The organism is Bradyrhizobium sp. LeoB3 (genome assembly GCF_055456055.1).
In genome coordinates this window covers 1-17,991 of sequence record NZ_JBVBEF010000025.1, presented here as the reverse complement: position 1 = coordinate 17,991, position 17,991 = coordinate 1, and the positions used below count along the sequence as shown (strand labels likewise).

Sequence of the window (17,991 nt, the reverse complement as noted above, 5' to 3'; positions counted from 1 at the left end):
CAGCAAGCGAACGGTTGCCAAAGAGCTATAGGAGCGCACGCGCCTTGCGTACGCGCATGTGAGCTTTTTCCGGGCCCGTGAAATATCGCCATCGGGGCGAGAAGGTGCTCAACGGTCGGTTAATCGATCAGGTGGTCGAAACCCCGCAAGGCGCGCTTCAAGCCCTCGTTGAGGCCGATGAGCGGCCGCCAGCCGGTAGACGCGACCTTGGACAGGTCGAGTTCGAGTGAGCCGAACAGGCTCTCATTGGCCTCGTTGCGGCCGGTGATGCTGAACAACGAACTCAACACCAGCCGCGGCATGGAAAACAGGCGCGCCGGTTTGCCTGCTGCGGCCGCGAGGAGCTCGATGAATTCGGGCGTCGACACCTGCTCGTCATCCGCGACAAGGAAAATGTTGAACTGGCCGTCCGGATGAGAAAGCCGATGCAGCACGAATGATGTCAGATTCTCCACCGAGACGAACGCACGACGGTTGCGCACGTTCGCAAACGGGAGCGGGACCCCGAGACCGATCGCCTTTTCGAGCAACGCGAGATTACCTTTGGCGCCGAACCCGTAGATCAATGGTGGCCGAATGATCGTGACCTTCATCTGGCTCCCCTGCGCCAAATGCCTCAATCCTGCTTCGGCCGCCGCTTTCGACATTCCATAGAGGCCGCGCGGGGTCAGGACGTCGTTCTCGCTGAATGGCGCGCGGCCGTCAGTGCTTCGGCCGTGCACCAGCACGGTGCTGACGAAGATGAAGTGGCGGACACCGGCGTCGGCCGCGCAACGGGCCAGATGCAACGTGCCTTCAAGATTGACGGTGCGATAAAGCTCGACGGTGTGTTCCTCCCGCCTGTGATGCACGCGCGCCGCCAGATGCACGACCGCATCGACGCCCTCGAGCGCGGCCTGCCAGTCAGTGACGGGGCCGATCGAATCGATCGGCACCTCGTCGGCGCCGCCTGTCGGCTTGCGGACGGCACGTCGCACCACCCAACCGTTGCGCGCCAGCACCGGCGACATATGCCGGCCGACGAACCCGCTCGCTCCCGTCACCAACACCACGGGCTGGTCTTTAGTCACGACCGTAACTCCCGACACCGCTCTTCCGATCCAATCAGTCTCTGAATGAGGGCTGCGTATCCTGTCAAGGCACGCTCGGGACTATAGCTCCCCGCCACCGCGACGGCCCGCTCCGGCAGCGTCGGATCGGGAGTTCGCGATGCTGCACGAATCGCCTCGGCCAGTTGCGCCGGCATGCCCGGCGTCACAACCCGCCCGAGATCGTGCTCCGTTACCGTCAGCGCGGCTTCAGCATCCGGCTCGGATATGAGGATGACGGGCCGCCCCACCGCAAGCAGATTGTAGAACCGGCTCGGCACCGAGACACCGGCAACGTCCTTTCGATAAGGAATGAGCCAGAGGTCCGCCGCCGACAGGAAATCCTGCAGATCTTCATCCGCAACGCGGTGCACCAGCGTGATATTGGAAAGCTTCGCCTCGGACTGCATCGATCTCAGTTTGTCGAAACCCATCCCCCAGCCCGAGAGCAGGAAATGAATGCCGGGATCATCCTTCAGCCGGCGCGCCGCCTCGAACACGATCACAGGATCGTGGGTGAAGCCGAGATTACCGGAAAGGCCGACGACAAAACGGCCACCAAGCCCGCGACGGAAGGCATTGTCGGCTGCAACCGGACGAACCGCGGGGTCGATGGTGGTCCAGTTCGGAATGAATTCGATCTTGTCCCGCGTCATGCCGCGATAGCTGAGCAGCAATTTCTCACTGTCGCGGCCGATGATGACGACTGTGGTCAACGCGCGGAACATCAGCCCGTTCATGGCGCGCATCGCTCTGGTGACGATCGAGCCCGGCTTCAACAGGCCGCTCAGGACGAGCACCTCCGGAAACAGATCGTGCATGATCAGGATCGACCGGGCGCGCTTCAATCTGGCCGCGGCGGCGACGGCGTAAGGCAGCACAAAAGGAGCCGTCACCGTCAGCGCGACGTCGCCGCGCTCAAGCCGCCTGAGAACGGCGAAGAAGGTACGCGCGGTGAACAGCAGCTCGGCGGCGGCGCGCTTGAGGAGCGCGGCCTTGCCAGGCATCCAGTTCTTGATCTCCTCGACCACCGGCCGATCGGCTGCCAATTTCGACGCCGAGCCCGGCCATCCCGACAGCACCAGGACGTCCACCTCCTTCGCAAGGCGGTTCGCTATCGCAGCCATGATCGCGGCGGTCGTGCTCCGGTCCGGCGGATAGTGCTGACTGACGACGACGACTTTTCCGGGCTTCTGCATCGGGGGTCTCGCGGATCAGGAGCGGATCACGCGGCGTTCGATCCGAATTCAGGCACGGCATCCTTCAGCACGCCGCGGATCGTGGTACGATCGTCTCTGGCGATCGCCTCTTCCAGCGCGGCGAGCCATTTGCGCAAGGTCGCCATCGGCGGCTCGTTCGGCCTGGCTGCCATGATTCCGGCAATCCCGATCTCGACTGTCGGCTCCTCACTCGCGAACAGGATCTCGTTCAGCCTCTCCCCCGGCCGCATCCCACTGAAGACGATATCGACGTCGATGCCGGGCTGCAGGCCGGACAGACGTATCATCCGCTCGGCAAGCTCGACGATCTTGACCGGCTGGCCCATTTCGAGAACGTAGACGGAGACGTCGGGTCGCGCCAGCGTCAGCGCATGCGTGGCCGCAGTCAGCACGAGATCGCAGGCTTCGCGGATGGTCATGAAATAACGCACCATGTCGGGATGCGTGACCGTGACCGGGCCCCCCGCCTCGATCTGTGCCTTGAATTTGGGCACCACCGAGCCGTTCGACGCCAGCACATTGCCGAACCGGACCGAGATCAGGCGCATATGCGGCTTGTCGCCGAACTGCGCGGCAAGATCGTGATCGAGCGCCTGGCAATACATTTCGGCAAAGCGCTTGGTCAGGCCCAGCATCGAGACCGGCTCGATTGCCTTGTCGGTGGAGATCATCACCATCGCCTTGGCGCCGGCTTCGCGTGCGGCGTCCGCAACGTTCACCGATCCGAAGATGTTGGTCTTGACGCCCTCGCTCCAGTCGCGCTCGAGAATCGGCACGTGTTTCAGCGCCGCGGCATGGAACACGATGTCGGGCTTGAATTCACGCATCAGCCGCAGGATGCGCTCGCGATCGCGAATGTCGGCGATGCGGCCTTCCACCGCCGCCTGGGCCCCGCGCGCCGCGAGCGCCTCGGTGACCGCATAGAGCGCCGGCTCCGAATGCTCGATCACCAGCAGGCGGGCGGCACCGAACGTCGCGACGCGATCGCAGATTTCGGCGCCGATCGAACCGCCGCCGCCGGTGACGATGACGCTCTTGCCGTTCACCAGCCCCTCCAGGCGGGCATAGTCGATCGTCGCGGTCGGACGCAGCAGCAGGTCTTCGACCGCGACATTGGTCAGCCGCGGCGCATCGCCGCCCTCGAGCGACGGCAGGCGGCTGACCATCAAGCCCAGCCGCCTTGCCCGCATCAGCACCGATTCCGGATGCGCGTCGGGCTCGAACGCCGACGACGTCATCACCAGCCGCTTGATCGGCTTCTCGCGGCTTTGGAACTCGCGGATCACGGTTTCGACATCTTCGACGCTGCCAAGCACCGGGATGTTGCGGATCTGCTGGCCGAGATCGGAATTCGACGGCGACAGCACGCCGACCGGCCAGATCCGCTTGATGGCGCCGTTCTCGATCCCGCGCAGCACGATCTCGGCATCCGCTGCGCGCCCGACCAGAAGCGTCGGCGCAGCGTCCTCGGTGCGGGCATGGTGGCGCGTGCGCGAGTAGCGGAAATAGCGGTAGCCGAAGCGGAGCGCGCCCAGCGAGAATACCTGGAGGAAGAAATAGAGGACGATGGTGATGCGGCCGAAAAACACGGGTCCGTGGAAGCTCGGCGCGATGAAGAAGAAGACGTAGTCGAGAACGACCAGTGCCAGCGTCAGGACTGCCGAGGCCCGCAGGATGTTGAGGGCGTCCGGCAGCGAGATGAAACGCCATTTCGAGGTGGTGAGATTGAAGACGTAACAGATGATCACGCTGAAGGCGACAAACCAGGGCAGGATGCGCAGCAACAGCGGCAGGCGATCGGTGAGCAGATCGCCCTCGAAGCGCAGATAGAATGCGGCCAGGAGTGCGAATGCGGTCGCGACCGCGTCATGCGTCACGATCAGGAAGTTGCGTGCCGTGAGTTGAGAGAAGCGCGTCATGTGATGGATGGGCCAAGGACCAACAGGTTTGCAACAGCGTTCTGGGCTGCTGATAGCCCATATGCAGCGCGCAGGCCAGAGATCATGGCGTGACCGAGCTCGGCGGTTTTGCGGCCGCGCCGTCCGATTTCGCCTTCAGCACCATACCGCCGGCGACGCCGACGCCGAGCACGTACATCCAGCCCTCGTGGAAATCGAAGATGTGCGAGTTGAACAACGAGGTAAAGATATTCTGCACGACCACCAGGAGCCCGATCCAGTTGACCAGCCCCTCGCCCCGAAACAGTCTGAGATGCCAAAACCAGATCGCATAGAGAATGACGACGCCGACAATGCCCCATTGCACGGCAACATTCAATGTCTGGTTGTGCGGATTGCCAACCACATCGCTGGTCGCCTTGAGCTCCTCGGCGGTCCCCCCGGTCGCGACCTGCGCGAACAGCCCGCGGGTGGAGCCGGTGCCATGGCCGATCAAAGGCGCATCGGCGATGAAGCCCAGCGATTTGCGCCAGTATTCGAGCCGGAGCCCGATCGAGGTCGCCCGGTTCTGCTCCTTGTATTCCCGATAGTCCTTGCTGAAGCTCGCTGCTGTCCCGCGCAGTTGCGGCGAGGCCTGCCAGGCAACCGTCGCCAACACCGCCACCGCTCCAACTATTATCAGGATGTTGCGCCATCTTAGATGCAGGAACGCGAACACTGCAAACATCACGGGCACCGTGACCAGCGCCGTCCGCGAGACGATTACAAAGGCCATGTTGATGAAAAAGCTCAAGGCAATCGCGATCAAAAGGCCGGCCAGCGCGAATTTCCTCGCGCGCAGCAGGGTGACGATGGGATAGGCCAGCGCCACCGCGCAGAGCGTGAACTCCTGGCTCTGGTCGATATAGTTCTTCACGAAGATGCCGCGCTCGGCATCGATTGGCGGTTTCAACGACAGGCTGGGCTGCAGGACCACCAGCCAGGACATCACCACCAGGAGCGTGCACGAGATCAGGAACGCGGTGAACACCCACATGCCGCGGGTCGAGCGCTCGAAATGGTAGAGCAGGAACGGCAGCACCAAGAGCTTGGCCGTCGGGCTCACCGCATAAGTGCGCGCACCCCAGGGCGCGTCCGACCACAGCATGCCGACCACCGCGAGCACGAACAGTGCGATCGGCAGCGCGACGATCGGCTGTTTCAGCGATTGCAGGAACGACTTCAGATCCAGCGTCGGTGCGACCACGACCACGAACACTGCGCCGAAGATGCCGACCAGCGAGGTCGACCATGGCAGCGACAGCGCGAGCAGCACGGCGACGATGTCGGCCGCTTTGGTCCAGGCGGCCGGGTTGCGCCAGGCCGGCAGCGCCGCGCTTGCGGGAGAAAAGCCCGCCGCCGTGCTCACGCCTTGCCTCCGCGGGCACGGGCGACCAGCGAGGTCGTGCTGAAGCCCGGCAGGATGTCGACCAGCAGCACCTCGCCGCCATTGGCTTCGACGATCTCATGGCCGACCACCTGCGCGCGGGTATAGTCGCCGCCCTTGACCAGCACGCTCGGCTTGATCGCCGTGATCAGGTTGATCGGCGTGTCTTCCTCGAAAATGGCGACGAGATCGACCGCCTCCAGCGCCGCCACCACTTCGGCACGTGCGCGCTCGTCCTGCACCGGGCGCCCCTGCCCTTTCAGCCGCCGGACGGAGGCGTCGCTGTTGAGGCCGACGATCAGTCGATCGCAAGCGCCGCGCGCCGCCGTCAACACCTTGACGTGGCCAGGATGCAGGATGTCGAAACAGCCATTGGTGAATCCGACGCGGAGGCCCTGCCGGCGCCATTCGCTGAGCTGGGCGCCGAGATCGCCGCCGGCCGCGACGATCTTCTCTTCCGCCGCAAGCGAGGCATGCGGCAGGATCTTGCGCCTGAGCTCGGCCGGCGTGGCCGTCGCGGTTCCGGTCTTGCCGACGGCGACTGCGGCCGCCGCACTTGCCACCCGCAACGCGGTCTCCCAATCGGCGTTGGCGGCGAGCGACAGCGCGAGTGCAGCCGCAACCGTGTCGCCGGCGCCGGAGACGTCGCGAACCTTCACCGGCAGCGCCGGCACGTGGACGGTTTCGCCGTCACGCACCACCAGAGTCATGCCGCGCTCGCCCTGCGTCACCAGCATCGCCTCGCAATCGGCGAGCCGCATCGCGTCCTCCGCCGCTTCGGCGATCGCACCGGGCGTATCGGCGCGGCTCCGCGTCGCCTCAGCGAACTCCTTGCGGTTGGGGGTGAGCAGCGTCGCGCCGCGATAGATCGCGAGATTGAGGCTCTTAGGATCGACGATCACGCGCTTGCCAAGCTTGCGCGCGGCATCGATGGTGTTGCGGATCACCCGCGCGGTCAGTACGCCCTTGGCATAGTCAGACAGCAGCACAATGTCGGCACGGGCGAGCTCGGGGAGGATCGTATCGATCAGTTGCTGCTCGATCTCGCCTGTCGCCGGCTGCGCCTGCTCCCAGTCGGCGCGCAGCATGTGAGTGGAAAAATGCTCGGAGACGAAGCGCACCTTCCGCGTCGTCGGGCGCGCGCTGTCGCACACCAGCCGGCTTTCGATCCCGCTCTCGGCCGCCAGTGCCGTCTTCAGTCTCGCGCCCGTCTCATCCTCGCCGATGAGGCCGACAAAAATGCAGCGGCCGCCGAGCGACGCGATGTTGCGCGCGACATTGCCGGCGCCGCCGACATTGGTCTCGCTGCGCTGGACCGCGATCACCGGCGCCGGCGCCTCGGGCGAAATCCGCGACACCTCGCCATAGACGAACTCGTCCAGCATCAGGTCACCGATGCAGAGCACGGTCTGACGGGAAAGCGCCTGCGACAGGGTTTCGAAATCGAGCATCTGTTTCCTTGGCCCGTCAGCGGTAGCGGTCGGGACGATCGAGGAAGCCGTTCACGTAAGCATCGACGGCGTCCTCGAGCCGCATGAAACCGCCGTTATAGCCCGCACGCTGCAAGCGATCGACATCGGCTTGCGTGAAATATTGATAGCTGCCCCTGATCTGTTCGGGCATGTCGACATACTCGATGTTCGGCTTTAGCCCGAGCGCGGCATAAGCCGACAGCATCAGGTCGCGGAAACTGCGCGCAGTGCCGGTTCCGACATTGAACAATCCGCTGACCGAAGGCGTGGCGAGCAGCCACATCATCACCCGCACGGTATCGTCGACATAGATGAAGTCGCGCCGCTGGTCGCCGTCGGCGATACCATCGCGATGCGACTTGAACAATTGCACCGTGCGGCCCGCCTTGATGTCGTCGAAGCGCCGCGCCAGCACGCTCATCATGGTGCCCTTGTGATATTCGTTCGGCCCGAACACGTTGAAGAATTTCAGGCCCGCCCATTGCGGGGGCAATTTCTCGCCGCGCGCGGCGCGCTCGGCCACGGCGAGATCGAACAGATGCTTGCTCCAGCCGTAGAGATTCATCGGCCGCAGTTTCTTCAGCGCCTCGACCGTCTGCTCGTCGCGAAATCCCGCTTCACCGTCGCCATAGGTCGCGGCCGAGGACGCATAGATCAGCGGCGTCGCATTCGCCGTGCACCAGTCGAGCAGCCGCAGCGACAGGCGGAAATTGGTCTCGATCACCAGATCGCCGTCGGTCGCCGTCGTCTCCGAGATCGCTCCGAGGTGGATCACCGCATCGAGCCGCCGGCCGGACAGCCACGCCGAAAGCTCCGAGGGCGGCAGAAAATCAGCAAGCTGGCGTTTTGCCAAATTGCGCCACTTGCCGTCATGGCCAAGCGCGTCGCACGCGACGACGTCCGTGCGGCCGGCGTCATTCAACGCGGCCACGACATTCGACCCGATAAAACCGGCCCCGCCGGTCACCAGCAACATGCCGATCCCTGCCCTGATTTGTGCGGCGCCAGCTTTGCCCCAGTCCGGCGGCGCAGGCAACTTGCGCGGTGGATGAAATGCGGCTGACTTTACCTCCGGATGGAGAGCGGCTACCGACGGGGCCGCAAAAGCGCCGGGTTCCCGTACAGAAGATATGAATATTGATTCAATAGAAGGCATTGAGGTCGAGGACGCCGGCGATACCCGCCCGATCCTGATCATCCCCTATATGTGGATCGGCGATTTCGTCCGCGGCCATACCGTCGTGCGGGTGCTGAAACAGCGCTGGCCGAATCGTCCGGTCGACATGCTCACAACCTCGCTCTGCGCGCCTCTGGTCGACTACATGCCGGGTGTCCGCGGCAAGGTGGTCTGGGATTTGCCGCGCGGCCGCTTGGCCGTGGCAAAGCAGTTCGGCCTGGCAAGGGAACTTCGCGCCCGCGGCTATCACACCGCCCTGGTCATGCTCCGCACCTGGAAATCGGCGATCGCGCCGACGCTGGCCGGCGTCCCGGAGCGGGTCGGCTTTTGCGGCGAAGCGAGGTTCGGCCTCATCAACCGGATGCGCTGGGGCGAGAAGAAGCTGGATCGCATGGTCGACCAGATGTCGGCGCTCGCTTTGCCCGTGGGCGCGAAATTCCCGCCCGAATGGCCGGTGCCGCAATTGCGGGTTCCCACGGAGGAAACCGAGCGCTGGCGGCAAGCCAACGGGTTGAGCCGCGGCCCCGCGATCGCGCTCGCGCCCGGCTCGGTCGGCTCGGGCAAACGCTGGACCTATTACGGCGAGGCTGCACGGCTGCTGGCCGCGCGCGGTTTCGACGTCTGGGTGGTCGGAGGCCCCGGCGAGAAGGCGCTGGCCACGGAGATCGTCGCCGCCGGCGGCGCCGGTGTCCGCGACCTCACCGGCACGGACTTGCGCAACGGTATCCTGGCGATGGCCGCGGCGAGCGTCGCGATTTCGAACGATTCCGGCCTGATGCATGTCGCAGCCGCGCTCGGCACCCCGACCATGGGCATTTTCGGCCCCACCAGCCCCTACCACTGGGCTCCGCTCAACGGTCTGGCGGCCACCGTGGTGACCAAGACACACGTGCCGTGTCAGCCCTGCCATCGCCCGGTCTGCACCATGAACGACCACCGCTGCATGCGCGATATTCCAGCCTCCGATGTGGCCGATATCGCCGAGCGCGTGCTGGCTCAGGCGAGCACGCGATAGACCGCGGCGATCCCGCTCGCCTCGGCGTCGAGACTGAATTTCTCCACCACGCGGGCCCGCGCCCGCTCTCCCATCGCAGCCGCAGCCGCCGGATCGCGCATCAACGGCTCGAGCGCGGCGCAGAGCGCATCGACATCCCCCGGCGGCACCAGCACGCCGGTGATGCCATCCTCGACCACGAATTCGGCCGCGCCCGCGCGCGCCGCCACCAGCGCCGCGCCTGATGACATCGCTTCGATCAGCGTCAACCCAAAGCCCTCGTTGCGCGAGGTGAAAGCGTAGATGGTCAATCGCTGATACCAGCGCTCGACCTCCTCGATCGGGACTTCGCCTGATATCCTGATCCGCGACGTCAACCCCGCCGCCTCGATCCGCTGCTTCAGCCCGTTCGCAAACGCCTGCTGCTCTGGCACCACGGCGCCGACCAGCACCGCCGAAAAATCCGGATAGCGCGGCAACAGCCGGCACATCGCCTCGACAAAGACGTCGCTGCCCTTCTGCGCGCGCACGCGGCCGAAGCAGCCGATCGCATAGCGCCCGGGCAGGCCGCTCTCGGCGAACGCCGCGGCGCGGTCGGCCGGCGGCGCGTAGCGTTCGGTGTCGACGCCATGCATCACCACCGTCGCCTCGCGCTTGAGGAAGGACGCAGACAACGCGCTCGTCGCGATCACCGCATCCATCTGCCGGATCAGCCAGCGAGTCAGCCAGGTGTGGTGGCGTTGCGCGGCGGACGTGAACACGAGCTTCAACGGCCAGCCGAGCGCGCGCAGCAGCACGCCCACGATCATCTCGTCATTGCGCCGCGCGTGCCAGATCAGCGGTGCAGGGCGGCGCCAAAGTTTCAAGAGGTCAGCGAAGCCCATGCGCGCGATGCCCTCGGGCGCATGCGAGCCGAGCCATGCGGCGCGGAACATCTTCGCAAGCTTCGGTGCGACCATCCGGTTGGTCGCAGTCACGCCCGAATAGCGCCTGTGCAGATTCGGCACGATCAGTTGCAGCTCAGCGGCCGGATTGTTCTCGATCGGCACGTAAGTCCCCCTTTGCAGGAGTTCGTATACGCAACATTAAGCATAGGGGCCAGTTCTGAGGCCACGAAACCCCCTCTTCATCGCGCCCCCGCTAACATCCCGGGAAAATAGCGGGGAGAGGTGAAGTCATGACCGTGCTCGTCACCGGCGGCGCCGGCTATATCGGAAGTCACATGGTGCGCGCGCTGGTCGATGCCGGCGAAAGCGTCGTGGTGGTCGACAACCTCTCGACCGGCTTCTCCGCCCTGTTGCCCGAAGGCGTGCCGCTGTTCATCGGCGATGCCGGCGACGAAAATCTCGTCGAGGGCGTGATCGCCCAGCACGGCGTCGAGAGCATCATACATTTCGCCGGCTCGGTGGTGGTTCCGGAATCGATGCGCGATCCGCTCGGCTACTACCGCAACAACACGATGACCACACAGAGCCTGTTGAACGCGGCGGTCAAGTCCGGCGTCAGCCGCTTCATCTTCTCGTCCACCGCTGCCGTCTACGGCAATCCTGAAGAGGTGCCGGTGCCGGAAACCGCGCCGACGCGGCCGCTGTCGCCCTACGGCATGTCGAAGCTGATGACGGAGATCATGCTGCATGATGTGGCCACCGCCTATGGCATGAGCTATGTCGTGCTGCGCTATTTCAACGTCGCCGGCGCCGACCCGCTGGGCCGCATCGGGCTCTCCACCATCGGCGCGACGCATCTGCTCAAGATCGCGGTCGAGGCCGCCACCGGCCAGCGCGCCAAGGTCGACGTGTTCGGCAGCGACTATCCGACGCCGGACGGTACTTGCATCCGCGACTTCATCCATGTCACCGATCTCGTCGAGGCGCATCACGCCGCGCTGTCTTATTTGCGTGCTGGCGGAGGTTCGGTCACGCTGAATTGCGGCTATGGCCGCGGCTATTCGGTATTGGAGACGATCGAGGCGGTGCGCCGCGTCTCCATGCGCAATTTCGCCGTGTCGGTTGCGCCGCGCCGTCCCGGCGACATCATGACCATGGTCGCCGACACCAGCCGCATCCGCACGCTCCTGGACTGGACGCCGAAATACGACGATCTCGAGACCATCGCGGCGCATGCGCTAGCCTGGGAGCAAAAGCTGTTCCTGGAGCGCGGCGGTCCGCTCCAGCAGGCGGAATCGGCCTGAAAATCAAGCCGTTATTTGGCCTGAATATGGCTTGAAAAACATCTGTTTCGCAGGCAAGGAGTCGTTCGCCTGACGCTGACGCGCGCCCGCTTCCGAACAACGCGGCGTCAAGGGAACGCGGATGACCGAGCCTCCAAGAAAGATAACCGACGACCCCTATGGGGCGGCGATCCTGATTCGCCGTCTAATCGCCGAGCAGGGGCTCACCTATTGGCGGCGCTATCTGCAAGCGTTCGTCCTGATGGCAATATCGGCCGGCGCCACCGCCGGCGCCGCCTATATCCTGGGTCAGGTGATCAACCAGGCCTATATCGACAGGGACATTGCCGGCATCGCGCGTCTCTCCGGCGTGACCGTCATTCTGCTCTTCATCAAGGGCGTGGCGACCTACGGCCACTCCGTGATCCTGGCGAAAATCAGCAACGCCATCCTGGCCAACAATCAGCGTCAGTTATTCGCCAAGCTGATGAGCGAAAGCATCGGCTTCTTCTCCGAACGGCATTCGTCGGAATTCCTGGCCCGGCTGACTGCCGGCGCCAAATCCATCACCGACGTCCTCAACATGCTGATCAACGCCATCGGGCGCGATCTGTTGACGTTGATCGCCATGATCGGCGTGATGGTGTTCCAGGATCCGGTGCTGTCGTTCATTGGCCTCGTGGTGGTGCCGCCGGCGATGCTGATCCTGCGCAAGCTGGTGAAGCGCATCAAGGGCCTCGCCTACAACCAGTTCACCGGCACCGCCGACATCCTCGAGACCATGCAGGAATCGCTGCAGGGCATCCGCACCGTGAAGGCGTTCACGCTGGAAGAGACGATGAAGCAGCGCATCGACGCGAACATCACGGCCGTCGAGCGCAACGCCAACAAGATGGCGCGGGTTGCCAACCGCTCGAACCCGCTGATGGAGATGCTCGGCGGCTTCGCAGTGGCCGGCTGCCTGCTCTATGGCGGCTATAGCGTGGTCGCGCTCAACGCGACCCCCGGCGCGTTCTTCTCCTTCATGACCGCCTTCCTGATGGCAACCGAGCCGGCAAAACGGCTGTCGCGGCTCAACATCGATCTCAACAGCCAGTTGGTCGGCGCGCGGATGCTGCTCGAAGTCGTCGATAGCCCCGCGAGCGAACTCTCCGACGACGACAAGCCGGCCTTGAGGCTGACCGAAGCGCGGATTGAGCTGCGCGATGTCGGCTTTGCCTATCGCGCCGACGCGCCGGTGCTGAACCACATGAGCTTCGTCGCCGAGCCCGGCAAGGTTACCGCGCTGGTCGGCCCCTCCGGCGGCGGCAAGTCCACAGTGCTGGCGCTGCTGCTTCGCTTCTATGAAGCGAGTGAGGGCGACATCCTGATCGACGGCCAGTCGATCGCTTCGGTGTCGCGGCGCTCGCTGCGCCAGCAGACCGCCTATGTCGGCCAGGACGTCTATCTGTTCCGCGACACCATCCGCAACAACATCGCCTTCGGCAAGCCCGGCGCCACCGAAGATGAGATCGTGGACGCGGCCAAGGCGGCCTGTGCGCACGACTTCATCACCAGCTTCCCGCTCGGCTACGACACCCCGGTCGGCGAGCTCGGCACGCAGTTGTCCGGCGGGCAGCGCCAGCGCATCGCGGTGGCGCGCGCGCTGATCAAGAACGCGCCGATCATCCTGCTTGATGAAGCGACCGCCGCGCTCGATTCCGAATCCGAAAAGCAAGTGCAGGAGGCGATCGAGCATCTCTGCCAGAACCGCACCACGATCGTGATCGCGCATCGGCTGCACACCATCATGCATGCGGACGCGATCCTGGTGGTCGAGGGCGGCCAGATCGTCGAGCGCGGTCGCCATGACGAACTGCTCCGCCGCGGCGGCCGCTACGCCTCGTTCTTCCGCCTGCAGCACTACGACACCCGCCCGCTCACGCTGGCCCCGATCAGCGCCACCGGCTAAACCATCCCACATCGAGAACGAGAGCGCTTCATGACCGCCACAGACTACGTCATCCCCGCCCCGCCGCAGCCTTCGCTCCCCGTCGTCGGCGAGACGAAATCCTTCCCCGTCCGCCGCATCTGGTGCGTCGGCCGCAACTACCTCGAACACATCCGCGAGATGGGCAATGACGAGCGCGCGCCGCCCTTCTTCTTCGCCAAGCACGCCGACATGCTGGTGCCTGACGGTGCTGCCATCCCCTACCCGCCGCTGACCAAGGACCTGCACCACGAGGTCGAACTGGTGGTCGCAATGAAGAGCGGCGGCCTCAACATTCCCGCCGACAAGGCGCTGGACCATGTCTATGGCTACGCCGTCGGCATCGATCTCACCCGCCGCGATCTGCAGATCGCCTCGCGCAAGAAGGAGCGTCCATGGGAGATCGGAAAATCCTTCGACTATTCGGCGCCCTGCTCTGCGCTGCAGCCCGCCTCCAAGATCGGCCATCCGTCAAAGGGCAGGATCTGGCTCACCGTCAACGGCAAGGAAACCCAGAAGGGCGACCTCACCGAACTGATCTGGAACGTGCCCGAGATCATCTGGCAGCTCTCGCAGCAGGTGAAGCTCGCCGCCGGCGACCTCATCATGACGGGAACACCAGCCGGCGTCTCCCAGCTCCAGCCCGGCGATCAAATCGAGTGCGGCGTCGACGGCGTCGGCACGCTGAAGGTCTCGATGGGCCAGCCGGAGTAATACTCCGCCCTAACCGCAGTCACCGCCGTCATTCCGGGGCGATGCGCAGCATCGAACCCGGAATCCATTAGGCGGCAGGTGACGGCGGAGAAGTGGATTCCGGGCTCGCGCTGCGCGCGTCCCGGAAGACAGTCCCGTTCTTGCTAAGCTTCGTAGCCCGGGTGGAGCGTAGCGTAACCCGGGGCCGCACTCGACGTTAACTCAGAGGTCCCGGGTTCCGCTGGGCTCCACCCGGGCTACGGCACTGTTGCGCGAAGATGGCGGATTACGCTTCGCTAATCCGCCCTACGACTCCACCTGCCTCTCGGACTCCTCCGACGCGCCCGGGCCGAGATGCGTCTTCTCGTATTCCAGCCACAGCTCAAGCAGCGACATGAACATCACCACGGCGCCGGCGACGATGCTGAAATGCATTGCGCGGGTGTGCGCGAAGCCGAGCAGCCAGGGTGACACGATCAGCCAGCCCCCGACGAGCAGGTTGACCCATTCTTCCCAAGCGGAAAATGCAATGATCGCCGCCAGCGACAGGATCGCGATCGCCGCGCCGCTTGCCCGCAGATCGATTGCCGCCGTCGGGTTGACACGGACAAACATCCAGGGTGCCGCAAGCAGGAAGATCGCTGCCGCCAGATTGTAGAGATCGAGCGCCGATTCATTCCGCCATTTCAACATGCCCTTTCCTCCATTTGCTGCCTTATGGCCGCCGGTCGTGTGCGTCGGCCGCGTTGATGTCCTTTCCGGTGTAGTCGGTCATCAGCGCAGTCGCGACCAGGGTGATGACGGCGCAGATCGCGATGTAGATCGCGATTGCGGTCGCCGACTGGTACATGCCGAACAGCCAGGCCGCGATCAGCGGCGCCGGACCGCCGGCGATCACCGACGCGAGCTGATAGCCGAGCGATGAGCCGCTGTAGCGCAGGCGTCCGGTAAAGCTCTCGGCGATCAGCGCGGCCTGCGGCCCGTACATCATGTCGTGCGGGATCAGCGACAGGACGATCGCGAGGAAGATGATCGTCAGAGATCCAGTGTTGAGCATCGCGAAGTAGATGAAACCGAATATACCGGTCACGACGGCACCGATCATATACATGTTCTTGCGGCCGATCCGGTCAGACAGATGTCCGAACAGCGGGATCGAGACGAACGACAGCACCGAAGCCGTGAGCACTGCAGTGAGCAGGAAGTCGCGCGAGACGTGCAGCGTCGCAATGCCGTAGGAAAAGACGAAGGCGGTGAAGATGTAGAACGGCGCCTGCTCGGCCATCCGCGCGAAGGCGGACAGCAGGATTTCCTTCGGATACTCCTTGATCACCGTCAGCATCGGCGTGCGGTCGAGCTTTTGCTCGGCCTGCAGTTTGCTGAACACCGGCGTTTCCAGAATGCCGAGCCGAATGTAGAGGCCGACGACGACTAGGATTAAGCTGAGCGCAAACGGAATCCGCCAGCCCCAGGCGAGGAACTGGTCCCCAGCCATCTGGCTGAACGCCAGCACCGCGAGATTGGCGAGGAACAGGCCGCAGGGCACGCCGAATTGCGGCCATGACGCGATGAACCCGCGGGAGTGGTTGTCGCGCGCCCATTCCATCGACATCAGCACCGAGCCGCCCCATTCGCCGCCGACACCGACGCCCTGGATGAAGCGCAGCACCGTCAGGATCACCGCACCCCAGATGCCGATGCGCTCATAGGTCGGCACCACGGCCACTGCCGCGGTCGCCAGTCCCATCAGGAGCAGCGTCGCGATCAGCGTCGCTTTACGGCCGATGCGGTCGCCATAATGCCCGAAGATCGCAGCGCCTATCGGCCGCGCAACGAAGCCGACAGCGTAAATGGCGAAGGCCTCCAGCGTGCCGACCCAAGGGTCGGAGTTCGGGAAGAACAGTTTTGCGAAAACCAGACCGGTGACGGTGCTGTAAAGGAAGAAATCATACCATTCGATCGCGGTCCCAATCGTGGAGGCGATGACGGCGCGCCGAAGCTGGCGCTGATGCTCGGATGGAGTCAGTTGGGTGGCGTCGAGACCGAGCGTTGCCATGGGAGCATCTCCCTCGGACAAGCCCCCGCGAATTTGAACTGCTTGGGTCGTTCGATCACAAACGACATGACGCGCCGAAGGTTCCAACCGACCCGGAAATCAAGGCTAGAACTTTAGGCGACGGGCATGAGGATCGTGGGGCGGATTAGCGAAGCGTAATCCGCCACCTTTCTCAGCCATCTTCAATGCAGTTCGAGGGGAACGGCGGATTACGCTTCGCGAATCCGCCCTGCAGCTCCGCAGCTATCATCTCAGCGCCGATGCAACGATCAGCCCGAGGATCAAGACCGTCAGCGAATATTTCAGCGTGTAGTACACGTTGCGGTTCCACTCCTTGACCTTGCGGCTGGCGAGATGGACCTCGTAGAGCTTGCCGAACACCTTGTTGAGCACGCCGACATGTTCGCCGTCCACGTTCTGCGTGGCGGAGGCCTTGACGATGTGATGGCTGACCCAGCGGTTGATCGCGGTCATGAAGCCGTACTTCATCGGGCGCTCGACGTCGCAAAACAGGATGATGCGGTTGACGTCGGTCGCATTCTCGGCGTGGTGGATGAAGGTCTCGTCGAACATGAAGGCCTGGCCGTCGCGCCAGACGCATTCCACGCCGTCGACCATGATCCGGCACTTGTTCGAGTTGGGGGTGACCAGCCCGAGGTGATAACGCAACGAGCCGGCAAAGGGGTCGCGGTGCGCGCCGAGCTTGCCGCCGGGCGGCAGCATCGCAAACATCGCGCCGTGCACCGACGGAATCGAATTCAACAGCTCCACCGTCTTCGGGCACAGCGTGCGCGCCGACGGCAGGAAGTCGTCATACCACTTCAGGTAAAAGCGCTTCCAGCCGCTCTTGAAGAACGAATAGAAGCCCCAGTCGTTGTTCTTGGCGGCCGCGCGGATGAAGCCCTCGTCGAACAGCCGCACCGCCTCTTCGCGGATCGTCTCCCAGTTCTCGCTGAGCTTGGCGAGCTCGGGAAATTTCTCGACCGGGATCACCGGCGTGTTCGGAACGGCCGAGCCCGCATACATCAGCACATTGTAGGGCGCGAGATAGGTCGAATGATCGCCGAGCTGACGCGCGAAGCGCAGCCGCTCGCGGCCGCGGAAATGCACATAAATCGTCGATGCCGCCAGGATGTAGAGGATCACCAGCTGCGGTGCGAATAGCGTTTTTAGCATATCAGTCCCTGCCGTGGCCCCGACCACAAGCAATGTTCGTGCAATGTTTGTATAGTGCAACCGCGCCCCAAAGCCAATGCCGGAGGCTGCATCCGGATCGAGCCGGCCTGCTCGCAGAGGAAAAATTCTCTAGCAGTTCCAATATGAACCGGGGCGTCCAGCCCCTCTTCACGAAAATATTCCCCTTCACCCGTCGGGCAAATCACCGCTATGAATCCGCGCGTCTCACCCGAATGAGGGGCGGATCGCGATCGTCACGAACGTTGCGGTGAGATGCGGTGGACGCCGGTATCACGACTGACGAGCGTGACATCAGCGGACGGCGAAGTCGTGTGGTCCTGGCGCCCCGACGCTGGCGCTAAGTCTCGCAGAGATGATCTGAGAGGCGACGGTGGCAAGAAAGCCCGGTCACCGGGGAGAGTACGAAGTAAGCCGTAACACCATCGCGCAGGGAAAGTCGGAGTTGCTTCGGTTGACCTGTGGTCCTACCCCCGCGCTATTTGTTGCACGGGACCCATGGGTGCAACCGGCACCCGGCTTTCCCTGCGCCCTCCGTCCGATGAGAGGGTGAAAAGAGTTCTGTGCGTCAAGTTCAGCAAAATTGATCATGGGGTCCGGCCAAGCCATCCCCTCGGAGCCGCCGTCGCTCGCT

The 17,991-nt window shown here is 64.0% G+C and carries 14 protein-coding genes; 4 read left to right on the top strand and 10 right to left on the bottom strand.

Annotated elements, in window-relative coordinates:
• Positions 1–119 precede the first annotated feature (119 nt).
• The 6 genes from ACZXDY_RS18195 to rfaD all read right to left on the bottom strand — a co-directional run bounded on the left by ACZXDY_RS18195 (position 120) and on the right by rfaD (position 8,080).
• The gene (locus ACZXDY_RS18195; protein ID WP_464346442.1) at positions 120–1,070 is read right to left on the bottom strand and encodes an NAD-dependent epimerase/dehydratase family protein; all 951 of its coding nucleotides are present in this window, start codon (positions 1,068–1,070) and stop codon (positions 120–122) included.
• Positions 1,067–2,287 (bottom strand): glycosyltransferase family 4 protein, encoded by a 1,221-nt coding sequence (locus tag ACZXDY_RS18190; RefSeq protein ID WP_464346441.1) that lies wholly within the window; start codon positions 2,285–2,287, stop codon positions 1,067–1,069. Before ACZXDY_RS18190 ends, ACZXDY_RS18195 begins: the two co-directional genes overlap by 4 nt.
• A gap of 26 nt (positions 2,288–2,313) precedes the next feature.
• On the bottom strand, positions 2,314–4,227 hold the full coding sequence (locus ACZXDY_RS18185) for a polysaccharide biosynthesis protein (RefSeq protein WP_464346440.1): 1,914 nt from the start codon (positions 4,225–4,227) through the stop codon (positions 2,314–2,316).
• An 82-nt stretch (positions 4,228–4,309) separates the two neighbouring features.
• Complete coding sequence (locus ACZXDY_RS18180; RefSeq protein WP_464346439.1) at positions 4,310–5,614, bottom strand: O-antigen ligase family protein; 1,305 nt, start codon at positions 5,612–5,614, stop codon at positions 4,310–4,312.
• Complete coding sequence (rfaE1, locus tag ACZXDY_RS18175; protein WP_464346438.1) at positions 5,611–7,083, bottom strand: D-glycero-beta-D-manno-heptose-7-phosphate kinase; 1,473 nt, start codon at positions 7,081–7,083, stop codon at positions 5,611–5,613. The genes ACZXDY_RS18180 and rfaE1 overlap by 4 nt, the downstream gene beginning before the upstream one ends.
• Positions 7,084–7,099: 16 nt before the next feature.
• Entirely contained in the window at positions 7,100–8,080 is a 981-nt protein-coding gene (gene rfaD / locus ACZXDY_RS18170; RefSeq protein ID WP_464346437.1) for an ADP-glyceromanno-heptose 6-epimerase, read from the bottom strand.
• Positions 8,081–8,234: 154 nt separating this feature from the next.
• On the opposite strand from rfaD, the gene waaF reads away from it, so the two are divergent.
• Positions 8,235–9,296 (top strand): lipopolysaccharide heptosyltransferase II, encoded by a 1,062-nt coding sequence (gene waaF, locus ACZXDY_RS18165; protein WP_464346436.1) that lies wholly within the window; start codon positions 8,235–8,237, stop codon positions 9,294–9,296.
• Here waaF and ACZXDY_RS18160 read toward each other — a convergent pair.
• On the bottom strand, positions 9,278–10,324 hold the full coding sequence (locus ACZXDY_RS18160) for a glycosyltransferase family 4 protein (protein WP_464346435.1): 1,047 nt from the start codon (positions 10,322–10,324) through the stop codon (positions 9,278–9,280). The two genes, waaF and ACZXDY_RS18160, sit on opposite strands and share 19 nt — an antisense overlap.
• A 128-nt stretch (positions 10,325–10,452) precedes the next feature.
• Between ACZXDY_RS18160 and galE the strand changes: the two genes are divergently transcribed.
• The 3 genes from galE (at position 10,453) to ACZXDY_RS18145 (ending at position 14,128) form a co-directional block, all read left to right on the top strand.
• Positions 10,453–11,466, top strand: a complete 1,014-nt coding sequence (gene galE, locus ACZXDY_RS18155) for a UDP-glucose 4-epimerase GalE (protein ID WP_130228947.1) — start codon at positions 10,453–10,455, stop codon at positions 11,464–11,466.
• Positions 11,467–11,587: 121 nt separating this feature from the next.
• Positions 11,588–13,396: an ABC transporter ATP-binding protein gene (locus ACZXDY_RS18150; RefSeq protein WP_464346434.1), complete on the top strand. Its 1,809-nt coding sequence runs from the start codon at positions 11,588–11,590 to the stop codon at positions 13,394–13,396.
• A gap of 30 nt (positions 13,397–13,426) precedes the next feature.
• Positions 13,427–14,128: a fumarylacetoacetate hydrolase family protein gene (locus ACZXDY_RS18145; protein ID WP_464346433.1), complete on the top strand. Its 702-nt coding sequence runs from the start codon at positions 13,427–13,429 to the stop codon at positions 14,126–14,128.
• 285 nt (positions 14,129–14,413) lie between these two features.
• Here the strand turns inward: ACZXDY_RS18145 and ACZXDY_RS18140 are convergent, their stop codons facing one another.
• The 3 genes from ACZXDY_RS18140 to ACZXDY_RS18130 form a co-directional block, all read right to left on the bottom strand.
• On the bottom strand, positions 14,414–14,800 hold the full coding sequence (locus ACZXDY_RS18140; RefSeq protein ID WP_051396687.1) for an SPW repeat protein: 387 nt from the start codon (positions 14,798–14,800) through the stop codon (positions 14,414–14,416).
• 22 nt (positions 14,801–14,822) lie between these two features.
• The gene (locus ACZXDY_RS18135) at positions 14,823–16,163 is read right to left on the bottom strand and encodes an MFS transporter (protein ID WP_028163637.1); all 1,341 of its coding nucleotides are present in this window, start codon (positions 16,161–16,163) and stop codon (positions 14,823–14,825) included.
• A 246-nt stretch (positions 16,164–16,409) separates the two neighbouring features.
• On the bottom strand, positions 16,410–17,339 hold the full coding sequence (locus ACZXDY_RS18130; protein WP_028169309.1) for an aspartyl/asparaginyl beta-hydroxylase domain-containing protein: 930 nt from the start codon (positions 17,337–17,339) through the stop codon (positions 16,410–16,412).
• Positions 17,340–17,991 lie beyond the last annotated feature (652 nt).